Consider the following 15001-nt stretch of genomic DNA (forward strand, 5'->3'; position numbering starts at 1 on the left):
GGGCGCGGCCTGCGCGGTCGTGCGGGCCGGGTCAGTGCAGGGCGATCGTGACGCTGGTTCCCTTCGCCGCGGAGTCGGCGGTGGCGACCTGGTCGCCGTACTGGCCCGCGGCGACGGGACCGCCGGTGTCGGCGACGAGCTGGTCGGCGTGGGCGCCGCCGGTGCCGATCAGGCGTTGCCGCACGGTCGATCCGGCGGGCTCGGTGAAGGCCGTCGTCGCGGAGGACCGGTCGGCCCACACGGTGACCACCCAGTTGCCGGGCGTGCTGACCAGCGGACTGTGGTGCGTGGTCGTCGCGGTCGTCTCGCCGAGGCCGGCGACCGCGGCCACGGGACCACCGGGGTCGGTGCCGGAGTAGGCCAACACGGTCAGCGTCGCCTTCACCGCCGTGGCGCCGAAGCTGACGGTCACGTTGCGGCCGGCGTCGTCGGCCGCGGCCACCTTCTGCCAGACCACGGTCGTCATCGCGTCGGTGGCGGCGGGGGAACCGACCTGGGTCCAGCCCGCCGGTGCCGCGGGTACGGCGGTAGTGGCCGCCGAGACGACGGCGACCAGGCCGTCGCCGGCCTGCGCGGTCGCCGGGATCGGCGAGACGATGCTGGTCGCGTTGGTGACCTTGCCCGTGGAGTCCCGGTAGCCGATCTGGCTGGTGCCGCCCTGGATCACGACGGGCTGCGTCGTGGTGCCCGTGCCGCCGTTCTCGTCGGTCACGGTGAGCGTCACCTGGTAGGTGCCCGGCGCGGCGTACACGTGGCTGGGCTGGGCGCCCGTCGCCGTACCGCCGTCGCCGAAGCTCCACGCCCACGAGGTGACCGTGCCGTCGGCATCGGTCGACGCGGTGCCGTCGAAGGAGCAGGACTGCCCGGCGCAGGTCGGCGTGAACGCCGCGGTCGGCAGCTGGTTGGCGAGCGGGCCGAGGAACATGGTGCCGCTCGACCACACCGGGCTGGTGTCGATGCCGTTGCCGGTCACCCGGGTCCAGGTGCCGCTGGTGACGCCGTCCGCGACGGGCAGGCGCCACAGCTGGTTCGTCGACATGCCGGCCCACAGCTGGCCGTCGGCGTACACGAGGTTGCGGACGTCCTGCAGCAGCGGGAAGTTCGACGACGCGACCGTGAACTCGGCCGCTCCGACGATCAGGCTCTGCGGCGAGAACCAGCGCCAGAACACCTTCCCCTGCAGGCTGCGGGTGTAGTAGAGCCGACCGTCGGCGTACGCCATGCCGGTCACGTTGGACAGCTGCCCGTAGAGGTTGGGCACCCGGCCGCGATAGGTCTGCGTGCCACCACTGGTGGTGACGCTGCTCCAGTAGGGGTCGTTGTAGGGGTCGATGACGTTGTCCGGCCCGAACGCCGTGCCGTCGAAGGTCCGGTAGTGCAGCTTGTTGTCGGTCGCCCCGTAGACCAGCTTGGAGCCGATCATGAACGCGCCGCGCACGTTGTTCCAGTTGGCTCCGCCCGTGGTGGGCACCGTGGTCGGGGTCGTGATCGAGGTGCCGGAGAACTGTCGCGTGGTGACCGTGTTGGCGGAGAGCCGGTAGAGGCTGCGCGGCAGCACCGGGTCGGCCTGGGTGACCGGGGCCGTCCCGCCTTCCACAGGGAAGAAGGCGAGGCGGGCCCGGCGGTACTCACCGTTGCCGATGTACTCGGTGTCGCTGCCGACGTACACGCCGTTGTCGGTCGCCAGCAGCTCCTCGGCGCCGATGCCGCGCGGGTGCCGGCCCGGGTTCCAGGTCAACGGGATGCCGTTCTGCGGGTCGAGAGCGGCCAGGCCGGGCCGCGGCACCTGCCCGGCCTGCTCGTCGGAGCCGCTCTGGATGGCGTTCATCCACTTCTGGTGGCCGCCGACGTAGACGACGTTGTCGGCGATCGCGACCGAGAGCAGCGAGTCCTGGCCGGTCGCGGCCTGCCAGGTCGGCTGCACGTCCTGGCCGGTGACCGCGGTGTCGAAGCGGGCCGCGGAGTCGCACAGCGTTCCGTTGTAGCCGGCGCCGCTGGAGGCGACCACGAAGTAGGAGCTGTCGGGGGAGTAGTCGACGTCGCGCACGTAGGAGTCGAAGGAGTTCTTGCTGCACGCGGGCGTGTAGCGCGTCGTCTTCCAGTCGGGGTCGACGTAGGCGTTGTCGGTGCCGAGCCGGATCAGCACGACCTGGTCGCGGTCGAGGCCGTCGGCGTGCTTGAAGTTGCCGATCCCGACCAGTCGGGAGCCGTCGGGGCTGGCGGCCAGCTTCCCGACGCCCACCGGCGCCTTCGCCGTACCGGAGGGCCAGTTGTGGTTCGTGTCGACGGCGACCTTGAGGTACTCGTCCACCTCGCCGGTGGTCGCGCTCAGCGAGGCCAGCCCGGCCCGCGGCAGGGTGGCGACCGTGGTGAAGGTTCCTGCGAGGAACAGCCGGCTGCCGACGAGGGCGAGGTCGAGCACGCTGCCGTTGGGGCTGGGGTTCTTGAACCCCGGGACCAGGGCCCCGGTGGTCGTGTTGATCTTGATGACGTTGCGGACCTTCGTCGTACCGGCGAGCTTGAAGGTGCCGGCGACGTACAGCGCGCTGCCGTCCGGCGACGCCACGATCGCGGTCACCTGGCCGTCGAGCGCCGGCGCGAAGACCGGGTCGATGACGCCGGTGCCACGGTCGTAGGCGAACAGGTACGGCGTCGGCAGCTGCGCGCTCGTGTCCGGGTTCTGCGCCAGGGTGAAGGTGCCACCCACGAAGACCTTGCTGCCGACCTCGGCGATCGCCAGCGTCCGACCGTCCAGGATGTTCGGTGTCGTCGCCGGCACTGCCGACGGGATCAGCCGATGGTGCGCCGGTTGCGCGTGCGCGGGTGACTGTCCCGCGCCGGCGGCGCCGAGGAGGGCAGCCACCATGGCCGCGACGAGCAGGATGATGCGGACAGGACGACTGCGCACGGTTGGCCCCCAGGTGAGTCTGTCGAGACCACACGACGCTCGCATGTTCCCGCCCCGGGCGACTCACCCATGTTGGGCATCTGCATGCACGCCGACCCGGCAGGAACTGGCTCGGGAAATGCCCCGACCCGGCAGAAGATGACATCGGGGGAGTCATCTTCTGCCGGGTCGGCGCTGATGGCGAGCTGCTTCGAGCCGGGTCGCTACTTCACCTCGGAGCGGAGCACCAGCCGGGTGCCGATGAGGAGCGGCAGCGCGATCCACAGGAGCGAGGTGACGCCGAGCTGGGCCCACTCCTGGCCGGTGAGGCTGCTGTCGAAGAGCAGGAAGCGGGTCTGGTTGAGGTCGAACCAGCCGGCGTTGTCGGCCCACCACTCCTGGGCGGAGGCCAGGGCGCCGGACAGGCCGGGGAGCACGAGGTTGACCACGAAGTAGCCGACGATCGCGGCGGGCGAGCTGCGGAACAGCAGGCCGAGCGCGAAGCCGAGCAGCATGCCGAGCTCGTTGGCGAGCACGATCTGCGCGAAGGTGCCGAACGAGATGTCCCAGACCGGGTCGACGCCGGTGATCATCGAGGTGACCAGGTTGCCGAGGGCGCCCACGCCGAGCGCGATGAGCATGCCGGCGAAGCCGATGGCCAACGTGTTGAGCAGCTTGGCCGCCAGCACCCGGGAGCGGCCCGGCACCAGGGTGAACGTGGTCAGCGTGGTGCGCTGGCTCCACTCGCTGGTCACCGCGAGCACGCCGATCACCGGGAGGATGATCGACATCGGGCTGCCGATCGCCGCGGCGAACGAGTCGAAGGTGAGGTCGTCGCGATCGCCGACCAGCAGCGTGATCACCGTGGCGATGGCGGAGGTGATGACGATGCTCGCCATCAGCCAGAAGCCGGAGCGGGTGTCGAACATCTTGCGCAGCTCGACGCGCTGCACCCGGCTGAACGGGGTCCGGGCGGGCACGGGACGCGTCCGCTCGGGTACGACGCCCGGTGCGGCGTCGAGGGTGGTGGCTCTCGGATCGGGGTCCCCGCTGAGTTGTTCGGGGGAGCGAAGCGGAGGAGAAGAACTCAGTGGGGTGATCATGCCGCTGCTCCTTGGGTGGTGGTGGTCTGGGTGGTGGTGACGGTCTCGCGCTGGCTCTCGGCGGTGAGCGCCAGGAACATCTCCTCGAGGCCGGCGCCGTCGGCGGCGCGCAGCTCGGTGACGGCGATGCCGGCCGCGAAGGCGGCCTGGCCGACGCGGGTGAGGTCGGCCTCGGCGAGGACGGCGCCACCGGAGGTGGGCCGCGCGGTGATCCCGGCGGCGGCCAGCGCGGCGGCGAGCGTCGTGCCGTCGGCGGCGCGGACCAGGGTGCCGGCGCCGGCGAGCAGCTCCTCCTTGGTGCCCTGGGCGACGATCCGGCCGTTGCCGATGACGACGAGGTCGTCGGCGATGACCTCGATCTCGTGCAGCAGGTGGCTGGAGAGCAGGACGGTGCCGCCCTGGTCGGCGAAGTCGCGCAGCAGGTCGCGCATCCAGCGGATGCCGGCCGGGTCCAGGCCGTTGGCGGGCTCGTCGAGGATCAGCACCTCGGGGTTGCCGAGCAGCGCCGTACCGATGCCCAGGCGCTGCCGCATGCCCAGCGAGTAGTTGCGGACCCGGCGGCTGGCCTCGTCCGGCGTCAGGCTGACCCGCTCGAGCATCTCGTCGACACGGGTGCGCGGCAGGCCCATGGTCAGGGCGGCGATCGTGAGGATCTCGCGCCCGGTCCGCCCGGCGTGCTGGGCCGACGCGTCCAGGAGCACGCCGACCTCGCGGCCCGGGTCGGGCAGGTCGGCGAAACGGCGCCCGAGGACGCGGACCTCACCGCTGCCGGGCGCCGTCAGGCCGACCATCACCCGCATGGTGGTGGACTTGCCGGCACCGTTGGGTCCGAGGAACCCGGTGACGCGGCCCGGTGCGGCGGTGAACGACACGTCGTCGACGGCGGTGAAGCTCCCGTACGACTTGCTGAGGGACTCGACTGTGATCATGTCCCGAAGCCTGTCGCCCGGAGGGGGCCGCTCGCTTCGGGCAGATCCCTTGACCCGTCCCTGACCTCGCCCCCGCGGCCCCTAGGGGTTCGCCGGGGAAGCAATCAGGGGTACGACGCGTTGCACCCCTCGTGCGTATCGAGATCTGGGCTGACGTCGTGTGTCCGTGGTGCTACATCGGCAAGCGCCGACTGGAGAAGGCGCTCGCCTCGTTCGAGCACCGCGACGAGGTGGAGGTCGTCTACCGCTCCTACGAGCTGGACCCGTTCGCGCCCGAGGTCGGCACCGAGACCACCGTGCAGGTGCTGGGTCGCAAGTTCGGTGCCGACGAGGCCGGCACCCGGGAGATGATGGCCCGCGCCGACGAGGTCGCCGCGGGGGAGGGCCTGGAGTTCGCCCACGCCGACGCGCTCCACGCGCGCACGCTGACCGCGCACCGCCTGCTCCACCTGGCCGCGGCCGAGGGTCGTCAGCACCAGCTGATGGAGCAGGTCCTGGCGGCGTACTTCACCCGCGGTGAGTCGCTCGGCGACCACGACGTGCTCCGCCGGGCGGCGGCCGCGGCCGGGCTCGACGCCGGCCGGGTCGAGGACGTGCTCGGCAGCGACGAGTTCCGCGACGAGGTGATGGCCGACGTCGCGCAGGCGCGGGCCTACGGCTCGAGCGGCGTCCCGTTCTTCGTCCTCGACGGCCGCTTCGGCATCTCCGGCGCGCAGCCGACCGAGCTGTTCGAGCAGGCGCTCACGCAGGCCTGGGACAGCCGCGAGGCCGAGCTCGTCGAGTAGTCCGTCTCGGGCCACAGCTCGACGAGCTCGGTTCAGGGCAGCAGCAGGACGACCGTCTCGGCGACGCAGGCCGGCTTGGCCTCGTCCTCGATCTCGATCGTGTGGTGCACGGTGAGCTGCTTGCCGCTGGGGATGTCGACGACGTCACCCATCGTGACGTGCAGCCGGATCCGCTTGCCGACGAGCAGCGGCGCGGGGAAGCGGACCTTGTTGACGCCGTAGTTGAGCTTGGCGCCCGGGGTGCGCAGCGTGAACACCTGGCTGCCGAGCCACGGCACCAGCGACAGGGTCAGGTAGCCGTGGGCGATGGTGCCGCCGAACGGTCCCTCCTTGGCGCGCTCCAGGTCGACGTGGATCCACTGGTGGTCGCCGGTCGCGTCCGCGAACTGGTTGACCCGGCGCTGGTCGATGGTGACCCAGTCACTGGTCCCCAGCTCGGTCCCGGCGGCCTCGGTGAGCTCCTCGAACGTCGTGAAAACGCGCATGGCCTGACTCCTTCGTCGACGGCGAATCCCTGGTGCCTCGACCTTAGGACTCCCGGGTACGACGGTCAGCAACCGCCGCGCCCCGTCTCACGTCCCGGGGCGCCACCGGGCGCGCGGGACAGGTAGGTGAGGGCACCCTCCATTAGGCAAGGCTAACCATGGGGAGTAACCTCGACGTTCGTGCTCGCCAACTTGCTGATCGGACTGCGCGAAGGCCTCGAGGCCGCGCTGGTCGTCAGCATCCTGGTGGCCTACCTCGTCAAGACCGAGCGCCGTGAGCTGCTGCCCAGGATCTGGCTGGGCGTCGGCATCGCGGTCGCGGTCGCGCTCGGGTTCGGCGCCGCCCTGACCTTCGGGCCCCGTGGCCTGACCTTCGAGGCCCAGGAGGCGATCGGCGGCAGCCTGTCGATCGTCGCCGTCGCGTTCGTGACCTGGATGATCTTCTGGATGTCGACCGCGGCCCGCGGGCTGGGTGCCGAGCTGCGCGGCCAGATCGACCGGGCCGCCGACGGTGGGCGCTGGTCGCTGGTGGTCGTCGCGGTCCTGGCGGTCGGCCGCGAGGGCCTCGAGACCGCGCTCTTCCTGTGGGCGGCCACCCAGGCCGGGACCCGCGACACGATCGGGTCGGTGACCCCGACCTGGGAGCCGTTGGTCGGCGCGCTGCTCGGCATCCTGGTCGCCGTCGCACTCGGCCACCTGATCTACCGGGGCGCGATCCGCCTCGACCTGTCGGCCTTCTTCACCTGGACCGGCGCCTTCCTCATCCTGGTCGCCGCCGGCGTCCTCGCCTACGGCATCCACGACCTGCAGGAGGCAGGGATCCTGCCGGGCCTGCACGCCCTGGCCTTCGACGTCTCCGACGCGATCGCGCCGTCGTCCTGGTACGGCACCCTGCTCAAGGGCGTCTTCAACTTCTCGCCCGCCACGACCTGGCTCGAGGCCACCGCCTGGGTGCTGTACGTCGTCCCCGTCGGCGGACTCTTCCTCCTCCGGACCCGCAGCAAGCGTCCGACCCCTCCCTCCCCGCAGCTCCAGGAGCACTGATCCATGCGCACCAAGACCCTGCTCGCGTCCGTGGCCGCGCTGGCCGTCGCACCGATGCTCGCCGCCTGCACCGAGAACGCCTCCTCCGGCGACGACGGGGGCAAGGGCGCCGACGCCCGCGCCCTGACCGTCGGCTCGAGCGCCGACGGCTGCGAGCTCTCGGCGACCAAGGCGCCCGCCGGCACGCTGAGCTTCGACGTCACCAACACCGGCTCGGACGTCACCGAGTTCTACCTGCTCGGCAGCGACGGGCTGCGGATCGTCGGCGAGGTCGAGAACATCGGCCCGAACCTCACGAAGAAGCTCACCGTCAACGTGCCCGAGGGTGACTACTTCACCGCCTGCAAGCCGGGCATGGTCGGCGAGGGCATCCGGGCGCCGTTCACCGTCACCCACTCCGACGACGAGCAGCAGGTCAGCGCGTCCGACCAGGAGCTGATCGACCAGGCCCAGGCCAACTACCGCAGCTACGTGCAGGACCAGTCCGGCCAGCTGCTGGAGAAGACCAAGCAGTTCGTCGAGCTCTACGAGGCCGGCAAGGACGACGAGGCCCGAGCGCTCTACCCGGTCGCCCGCGAGCACTGGGAGCGGATCGAGACCGTCGCGGAGTCCTTCGGCGACCTCGACCCCAAGACCGACGCCCGCGAGGCCGACGTCGACCTCGCCGCCGGCGAGAAGTGGACCGGATGGCACCGCATCGAGAAGGACCTGTGGCCCCAGGACGCGAAGGGCTACACCGCGCTGACGCCCGCCGAGCGCACGACGTACGGCGACGACCTGCTGGCCAACGTCACCGAGCTCGACGGGCGGATCCGGGCCACGGGCGCCGACGCACTGACCTACCCGATCGACGCGATCGCCAACGGCTCGATCGGCCTGCTCGAGGAGGTCGCCAACGGCAAGATCACCGGCGAGGAGGAGGCCTGGTCGCACACCGACCTGTGGGACTTCCAGGCCAACGTCGACGGCGCCCGGGTGGCCTACGAGGGGGTCCAGGGCCTGCTCGAGGGCAAGGACCCGGCGCTGGCGAAGGAGCTGACCGCGAAGTTCGACGCGCTGCAGGCGGTGCTCGACGAGTACCGCGACGGTGACGGCTTCGTGCTCTACACCGCGCTCGAGCCGGCGGACACGAAGAAGATGACCGACGCGGTCAACGCGCTGTCCGAGCCGCTCTCCAGGCTCACCGCGGCGGTGACCTCCTGACCGGCAACGGCCGCGTCAGCAGGCGCGGGCTCCTCGGCGGTGGCGCGGCTGCGGCCGGGGTCGCCGGCGCCTTCGCGGCCGGCCGGTTCGCTGCTCCCGAGACCGCGAAGGTCGCGGCCGCGGCGGCGTCGTACCCGTTCCACGGGGAGCGCCAGGCGGGCATCGTCACGCCCGCCCAGGACCGGCTGCACTTCGTCGCGCTCGACGTGACGACCGAGGACCGCGACGAGCTGGTCGCACTGCTGAAGGCGTGGACCGAGGCGGCGGCGCGGATGACCGAGGGCGGGTCCGCCGGCCCGGTCGGCGCTGTCGACGGTCCGGGCAACGCGCCGCCCGACGACACCGGCGAGGCGCTCGACCTGCCGCCGAGCAGGCTCACGATCACCTTCGGCTTCGGCCCCGGCCTGTTCGTCGACGCCGACGGCAAGGACCGCTTCGGTCTCGCCGAGCGCCGTCCGGAGGCGCTCGAGCAGCTGCCCCGGTTCTCCGCCGACGTGCTCGACCCCGCCCGCAGCGACGGCGACATCTGCATCCAGGCCTGCGCCGACGACCCGCAGGTCGCGGTCCACGCGATCCGCAACCTGGTCCGGATCGGGTTCGGCACGACGGCGGTGCGCTGGTCCCAGCTCGGCTTCGGGCGCACCTCGACCACCTCGACCACCCAGTCCACGCCGCGCAACCTGTTCGGCTTCAAGGACGGCACCGCCAACATCAAGGCGGAGGAGACGAAGGCGCTCGACCAGCACGTCTGGGTCGGGGCCGGCGACGACCCGAAGGCTGCCTGGCTGACGGGCGGCTCGTACCTCGTCACCCGCCGGATCAACATGACCATCGAGGTCTGGGACCGGCAGTCGCTGGAGTCCCAGGAGCAGTTCATCGGCCGCACGAAGGGCATTGGCGCGCCGCTGTCGGGCGGCGAGGAGATGACCGAGCCGGACTTCGACATGAAGGGAAGCGCCGGGCCGGTCATCCCGGTCGACTCACACGTCCGCGTCGTGCACCCCGACACCAACGACGGGGTGCGGATCCTGCGCCGCGGCTACAACTTCGTCGACGGCAGCAACGACGTCGGCGGCCTCGACGCCGGCCTGTTCTTCATCGCCTACCTCCGTGACCCGCGCACCCACTTCATCCCGCTCCAACGGGCGATGTCGAAGTCCGACGCGCTGATGGAGTACCTCCGCTTCACCGGCCAGGCGCTGTTCGCCGTACCTCCCGGGGTCGGCAGGGGCGAGTACGTCGGTCAGGCGCTCTTCGAGGCCTGAGCACCCCCTCCTGCGCCCGCTTCGGACTTGCCTGCGGGCGCGCGGAGCGGGCGAGTAGGCTGGCGGCACCCCGCACAGCGCCGTGCACCCCTTCTCGAACCGCACCTTCGAAGGACCCGCTGTGACCGATCCGACCGCGCGCCCCGCCGTCCCCGTCGTCCTGATCGCCGAAGAGCTGAGCCCGGCCACCGTCGACGCGCTCGGCCCGGACTTCGAGGTCCGGTACTGCAACGGCGCGGACCGCGGCGAGCTGCTGGCGGCGATCGCGGACGTCGACGCGATCCTGGTGCGCTCCGCCACCAAGGTCGACGCCGAGGCGCTGGCCGCCGCCGGCCGGCTCAAGGTCGTCGCGCGCGCCGGGGTCGGCCTCGACAACGTCGACGTGAAGGCCGCGACCCAGTCCGGCGTGATGGTCGTGAACGCCCCGACCTCCAACATCGTCTCCGCGGCCGAGCTCGCCGTCGCGCTGATGCTCGCCGCGGCCCGCCACGTCTCGCCCGCGCACGCCGCGCTGCGCAACGGCGAGTGGAAGCGGTCGAAGTACACCGGCATCGAGCTGTTCGAGAAGACCGTCGGCATCGTCGGCCTCGGTCGGATCGGCGTCCTGGTCGCCCAGCGCCTCGCGGCGTTCGGCATGAACGTCATCGCCTACGACCCCTACGTCCAGGCCGGCCGCGCCGCCCAGGTCGGCGTCCGCCTCGTCGACCTCGACACCCTCCTGGCCGAGTCCGACTTCATGTCGGTGCACCTGCCCAAGACCGCCGAGACGACCGGCCTGATCGACGCCGAGGCCCTCGCGAAGGCCAAGCCGTCGCTGGTCCTGGTCAACGCCGCACGCGGCGGCATCGTCGACGAGGGTGCGCTGTACGACGCCCTGAAGACCGGCCGGATCGCGGCCGCCGGCCTCGACGTCTTCACCCAGGAGCCCTGCACCGACAGCCCGCTCTTCGAGCTGGAGAACGTCGTCGCCACGCCGCACCTCGGCGCCTCCACCGACGAGGCCCAGGAGAAAGCCGGCCTGGCCGTCGCCAGGTCCGTCCGGCTCGCCCTGTCCGGCGAGCTGGTCCCCGACGCGGTCAACGTCCAGGGCGGTGTGATCGCCGAGGACGTCCGGCCCGGCATCCCGCTCACGGAGAAGCTCGGCCAGATCTTCACCGCCGTCGCCGGCGAGGTCGCCCAGCAGCTCGACGTCGAGGTCCGCGGCGAGATCGCGGACCACGACGTCAAGGTGCTCGAGCTGGCCGCCCTCAAGGGTGTCTTCGCCCACGTCGTCGAGGAGCAGGTCTCCTTCGTCAACGCCCCGCTGCTCGCGGCCGAGCGCGGGATCGTCGTACGCCTGGTGATGGACAGCGAGAGTGCTGACCACCGCAACCTGATCACCCTGCGCGGCACCCTCGCCGACGGCACCCAGGTCTCCGTCAGCGGCACCCTGGTCGGCATCGCCCAGAAGGAGCGGCTGGTCGAGGTCAACGGCTACCTCGTCGACATCGAGCCGACCGACCACCTCGCGTTCTTCACCTACGTCGACCGGCCCGGCATGGTCGGAACCGTCGGTCAGATCCTCGGCGACGCGATGGTCAACATCGCCGGCATGCAGGTCTCCCGCGAGACCAAGGGCGGCGAGGCACTGGTCGCGCTGTCCGTCGACTCCGCCATCCCGGCCGACGCGCTGGCGCAGATCGAGACCGCCATCGAGGCCACCTCGATCCACGCGGTCGACCTGGTCTGATCCATGCCCTTGTCAGGGGTTGCAACGCCTGACAAGCGCATGAACTCCCTGACACGTACGCCGCTCAGGCCACCAGGACCGGCTCGGATCCCGACGGCGGGGTCGGTGCGCCCAGCCGGCCGGAGGTGACGACCGCCCAGGCGTCCGCGATCCGTCGTACCGCCTCGACCAGCTGGGGCGCGGCGATCGCGTAGGGGAGCCGGACGTAGCGGTCCAGACCGCCCTCCGGTGCGAACGACGGGCCCGGTGCGAGCAGCACGCCGTGCCGTTCGGCCTCGGTCGACAGTGCGGTCGCACCCGCGACGGGCAGGTGGCACCACAGCGCCATCCCGCCACCCGGCGGCCGGAACTCCCAGTCGGGCAGGTGCTCGGCGAGCGCGCCGGCCATCGCGTCGCGCTGCTCGCGCAGCCGCGCCCGCTGCCCGCGCAGCAGCGGCTCGAGGTCGCCGGTCAGCAGGCGGGTCAGCACCAGCTGCTCGAGCACGGGCACGCCGAGGTCGAGCCCGACCCGGGCCCGGGTGAGCCGGTCGACGAGGGCGTGCGGCGCCCGGATCCAGCCCAGTCGCAGTCCGCCCCAGATGCTCTTGCTCGCGCTGCCCACGCAGACCGCGTCCTTCGCGAGCGACGCGAACGGTGTGCCGGCGCGCGCGTCGTCGTCGAGCGCCAGCAGGTGGTGTGCCTCGTCGACGACGGGGACGGCGTCGTGGCGGGCGAGCAGGCCGGCGTAACGCTCCCGGTCGGCCTCCGACATCACCAGCCCGGTCGGGTTGTGGAAGTCCGGCATCAGGTGGACGAGCCGCGGCTTGTGCCGGGTCACGGTCGCGGTCACGGCGTCCAGGTCCCACCCGGACGGGTCCAGGGCGATCGTGGTCAGGCGGCCGCCGCCGGTGCGCAGCGCCCGCACGGCGTTGGGGTACGTCGGTGACTCCACCAGCACCCGCTCGCGCGCGCCCGCGAGCGCGCTGCCGACCACCGCGGTCGCCGCGAGCGCGCCCGGGGTGACGATGACCTGCTCGGGCGCGGTCGGCAGCCCGCGGGCGTCGTACGTCGCCGCGATGGCGGCCTGCAGGTCGGGCATCCCGGCCGGGAAGTACCCGTGCCCGCCGAGGTGGGCAGGCAGGTCGGCGGCGGCCTCGGCGTACACCGCGGCGATGCCCGGGGGAGCGGTGGCCGCCGCGCAGACCAGGTCGATCACGCCGTTGCCGACGTCGCTGGGCCACAGCGCGCGGTCGAGCGCGCGGGTGCGCCCGCCGGGCAGCCGGGTGAAGGTGCCCGCGCCCTGGCGGGCCTCGGCGTAGTGGGACTCGCGCAGCACGGCGTACGCCCGGGTCACCGTCGTCCGCGAGACGCCGAGCGCGTCGGTGAGGTCGCGCTCGCTGGGCAGGCGGGTGCCGTAGCCGATCCGGCCGTCGCCGATCAGCTCGCGCAGGGCGTCGGCCAGGCCGACGTACGCCGGCGACCGGTCGAAGCCCGCGACGAGGGTCGCGAGGCGCGCCGCCGTCAGAGTGGACTGCGTCATGCAGGCCACTGTCTCACGATTGGCTATTTCAGAACAGTCCAATCGCCGGCACGCTGGTGTCATGTCGATCGCCGCCCCTGCCCCTCGGGTCGCCGTCCAGCTCGCCGACCTCGGCCCCGTCGCCCAGCTCCGCGCCGGCCGGCTGCCCCGCCGCCTCGTCCAGCTGTACGTCGGGCTCTACCTCTACGGCGTCAGCCTGGCCCTGATGGTCCTCGGCGACATCGGCCTGGCGCCGTGGGACGTGCTGCACTCCGGCTTCATCCGCCACGTCCCGATCACCCTCGGGCAGGCCGTCGTGCTGTTCAGCTTCGTGGTGCTCGTGCTGTGGATCCCGCTGCGCGAGAAGCCCGGCCTCGGCACCATCTCCAACGCGATCGTCGTCGGCATGTCCGCCGACCTCACCCTCGCCATGTTCGACGCGCCCGACAACCTGGCTGCCCGGATCGCCCTCATGGTCGGTGGCATCGTGCTGTGCGGCCTCGCCACCGCGCTCTACATCGGCGCCCAGCTCGGCCGCGGTCCCCGAGACGGCCTGATGACCGGCCTGCACCGTCGTACGGGACTCTCGATCCGGCTGGTCCGCACCGGCATCGAGGTCGCGGTGGTCGCCATCGGCCTGGCCCTCGGCGGCACGCTCGGCCTCGGCACGGTCGTGTTCGCGCTGACCATCGGCCCGATCACGCAGTGGATGATGCCGTGGTTCCTGGTGGACCTGGAGTCCTGACGGAACCCGCGGGGTCGGTGGGATCCCTGAACCGGACCCTGATTTGCACTCGCGACCCTGCATGAGGAGAGGGTTCGCTGGATAGGCTCGGGCCATGACCACCGACGGTTCCCCGGCCGCTGCCCCCGAACCCGCCCCGCTCGCCCCTCCCGAGCCCGTCATCCAGCTGACGGCACCGGAGGCGCCGGCGCCGGTCGTGGAGACCCAGGCGCCCAAGATGGCGCCGCAGGTCGAGGCCGCGATGGTGCCCGAGCTCGACGCGAAGGTCGACAACTTCATCACCGCGCTGACCTCCACCAAGGCGGGCAGCCCGGAGTTCGCCGCGCAGGCCGAGAACGTGCGCACCATGGGCGACGCCGACATCCGCAAGGCGGCAGAGACGTCCAACCGGATGCTCGACAAGCCGGTCAACGCGCTCAAGACCGGCGGCATCGCGCAGGGCTCCAACGTCGGCAAGACGTTGCTGGAGCTGCGCCGCACGGTCGAGGACCTCGACCCGGGCCAGGCCACCGGCGTGAAGAAGTGGTGGGACAAGCTGCCCTTCAACGACAAGATCGAGGACTACTTCCGCAAGTACCAGTCCTCGCAGAGCCAGCTCAACGGGATCCTCCACTCGCTGCGCAGCGGGCAGGACGAGCTGACCCGCGACAACGTCGCGCTCAACCTGGAGAAGACCAACCTCTGGGGCGTGATGGGCCGGCTCAACCAGTACATCTACGTCGCCGAGAAGCTCGACGCGCGGCTGTCGGCCAAGATCGCCGAGCTCGAGCTGAGCGACCCCGAGACGGCGAAGACGCTGTCGCAGGACGTTCTGTTCTACGTGCGCCAGAAGCACCAGGACCTGCTCACGCAGCTCGCGGTGTCGATCCAGGCGTACCTCGCGATCGACATCATCATCAAGAACAACATCGAGCTCATCAAGGGCGTCGACCGGGCGACCACGACGACCATCTCCGCCCTGCGGACGGCGGTCATCGTCGCGCAGGCGCTGAGCAACCAGAAGCTGGTGCTCGACCAGATCACGGCGCTCAACACCACGACGTCCACGATGATCCAGCGCACCTCGGAGATGCTCAAGGAGAACTCCGCGGCGATCCAGGAGCAGGCGGCGTCCTCGACGATCGGGATCGAGCAGCTGCAGGCCGCGTTCGCCAACATCTACGCGACGATGGACTCGATCGACGAGTTCAAGCTCAAGGCGCTCGACAACATGTCGACCACGATCGGCGTCCTCGAGAACGAGGTGCAGAAGTCGAAGGCCTACCTCGAGCGCGTCCAGCAGCACGACGCCCGCAACGCCGCCGGCACGCTGGATCTGGGCTAGGCCG

12 protein-coding genes are annotated in these 15001 nt (G+C 71.4%); 7 read left to right on the plus strand and 5 right to left on the minus strand.

Annotation, left to right across the window (positions count from 1 at the left end; translation table 11 throughout):
* Window positions 1-31 precede the first annotated feature (31 nt).
* From BJ958_RS28895 to BJ958_RS00740, 3 genes are all read right to left on the minus strand, one after another.
* Window positions 32-2908 carry a PKD domain-containing protein gene (locus BJ958_RS28895; protein WP_179724650.1) on the minus strand — a complete coding sequence of 959 codons (2877 nt, stop codon included), beginning with the start codon at window positions 2906-2908 and terminating at the stop codon, window positions 32-34.
* Between the two features lie 203 nt (window positions 2909-3111).
* On the minus strand, window positions 3112-3990 hold the full coding sequence (locus BJ958_RS00735) for an ABC-2 transporter permease (RefSeq protein WP_179724652.1): 879 nt from the start codon (window positions 3988-3990) through the stop codon (window positions 3112-3114).
* On the minus strand, window positions 3987-4919 hold the full coding sequence (locus BJ958_RS00740) for an ABC transporter ATP-binding protein (protein WP_179724654.1): 933 nt from the start codon (window positions 4917-4919) through the stop codon (window positions 3987-3989). The genes BJ958_RS00735 and BJ958_RS00740 overlap by 4 nt, the downstream gene beginning before the upstream one ends.
* A 131-nt stretch (window positions 4920-5050) precedes the next feature.
* Here BJ958_RS00740 and BJ958_RS00745 point away from each other — a divergent pair, with 131 nt between their 5' ends.
* Window positions 5051-5704 (plus strand): DsbA family protein, encoded by a 654-nt coding sequence (locus tag BJ958_RS00745; RefSeq protein ID WP_179724656.1) that lies wholly within the window; start codon window positions 5051-5053, stop codon window positions 5702-5704.
* 32 nt (window positions 5705-5736) lie between these two features.
* Here the strand turns inward: BJ958_RS00745 and BJ958_RS00750 are convergent, their stop codons facing one another.
* On the minus strand, window positions 5737-6189 hold the full coding sequence (locus BJ958_RS00750) for a MaoC family dehydratase (RefSeq protein WP_179724658.1): 453 nt from the start codon (window positions 6187-6189) through the stop codon (window positions 5737-5739).
* 180 nt (window positions 6190-6369) lie between these two features.
* Between BJ958_RS00750 and efeU the strand changes: the two genes are divergently transcribed.
* The 4 genes from efeU (at window position 6370) to serA (ending at window position 11430) form a co-directional block, all read left to right on the plus strand.
* Complete coding sequence (gene efeU, locus BJ958_RS00755; protein ID WP_179724660.1) at window positions 6370-7233, plus strand: iron uptake transporter permease EfeU; 864 nt, start codon at window positions 6370-6372, stop codon at window positions 7231-7233.
* Between the two features lie 3 nt (window positions 7234-7236).
* Window positions 7237-8436 (plus strand): iron uptake system protein EfeO, encoded by a 1200-nt coding sequence (gene efeO / locus BJ958_RS00760; protein WP_179724662.1) that lies wholly within the window; start codon window positions 7237-7239, stop codon window positions 8434-8436.
* Window positions 8433-9701 carry an iron uptake transporter deferrochelatase/peroxidase subunit gene (efeB, locus tag BJ958_RS00765; RefSeq protein WP_179729904.1) on the plus strand — a complete coding sequence of 423 codons (1269 nt, stop codon included), beginning with the start codon at window positions 8433-8435 and terminating at the stop codon, window positions 9699-9701. Before efeO ends, efeB begins: the two co-directional genes overlap by 4 nt.
* Before the next feature lie 121 nt (window positions 9702-9822).
* Window positions 9823-11430 (plus strand): phosphoglycerate dehydrogenase, encoded by a 1608-nt coding sequence (serA, locus tag BJ958_RS00770; RefSeq protein WP_179724664.1) that lies wholly within the window; start codon window positions 9823-9825, stop codon window positions 11428-11430.
* A gap of 64 nt (window positions 11431-11494) precedes the next feature.
* On the opposite strand, the gene yczR is transcribed toward serA, so the two are convergent.
* The gene (yczR, locus tag BJ958_RS00775) at window positions 11495-12949 is read right to left on the minus strand and encodes a MocR-like transcription factor YczR (RefSeq protein ID WP_179724666.1); all 1455 of its coding nucleotides are present in this window, start codon (window positions 12947-12949) and stop codon (window positions 11495-11497) included.
* A 61-nt stretch (window positions 12950-13010) separates the two neighbouring features.
* On the opposite strand from yczR, the gene yczE reads away from it, so the two are divergent.
* Entirely contained in the window at window positions 13011-13673 is a 663-nt protein-coding gene (gene yczE, locus BJ958_RS00780) for a membrane protein YczE (RefSeq protein ID WP_179724668.1), read from the plus strand.
* 94 nt (window positions 13674-13767) lie between these two features.
* Window positions 13768-14997, plus strand: coding sequence for a toxic anion resistance protein (locus tag BJ958_RS00785; protein WP_179724670.1), 1230 nt, complete (start codon window positions 13768-13770; stop codon window positions 14995-14997).
* Window positions 14998-15001 lie beyond the last annotated feature (4 nt).

This window comes from Nocardioides kongjuensis, from assembly GCF_013409625.1.
GTDB classification, from domain to species: domain Bacteria; phylum Actinomycetota; class Actinomycetes; order Propionibacteriales; family Nocardioidaceae; genus Nocardioides; species Nocardioides kongjuensis.

Coding starts and splice junctions, on each gene's coding strand:
- BJ958_RS00785 (WP_179724670.1), top strand. CDS start 13,768: ATGACCACCGACGGTTCCCCGGCCGCTGCCCCCGAACCCGCCCCGCTC.
- yczE (WP_179724668.1), top strand. CDS start 13,011: ATGTCGATCGCCGCCCCTGCCCCTCGGGTCGCCGTCCAGCTCGCCGAC.
- BJ958_RS00750 (WP_179724658.1), bottom strand. CDS start 6,189: ATGCGCGTTTTCACGACGTTCGAGGAGCTCACCGAGGCCGCCGGGACC.
- yczR (WP_179724666.1), bottom strand. CDS start 12,949: ATGACGCAGTCCACTCTGACGGCGGCGCGCCTCGCGACCCTCGTCGCG.
- BJ958_RS00735 (WP_179724652.1), bottom strand. CDS start 3,990: ATGATCACCCCACTGAGTTCTTCTCCTCCGCTTCGCTCCCCCGAACAA.
- efeO (WP_179724662.1), top strand. CDS start 7,237: ATGCGCACCAAGACCCTGCTCGCGTCCGTGGCCGCGCTGGCCGTCGCA.
- BJ958_RS00740 (WP_179724654.1), bottom strand. CDS start 4,919: ATGATCACAGTCGAGTCCCTCAGCAAGTCGTACGGGAGCTTCACCGCC.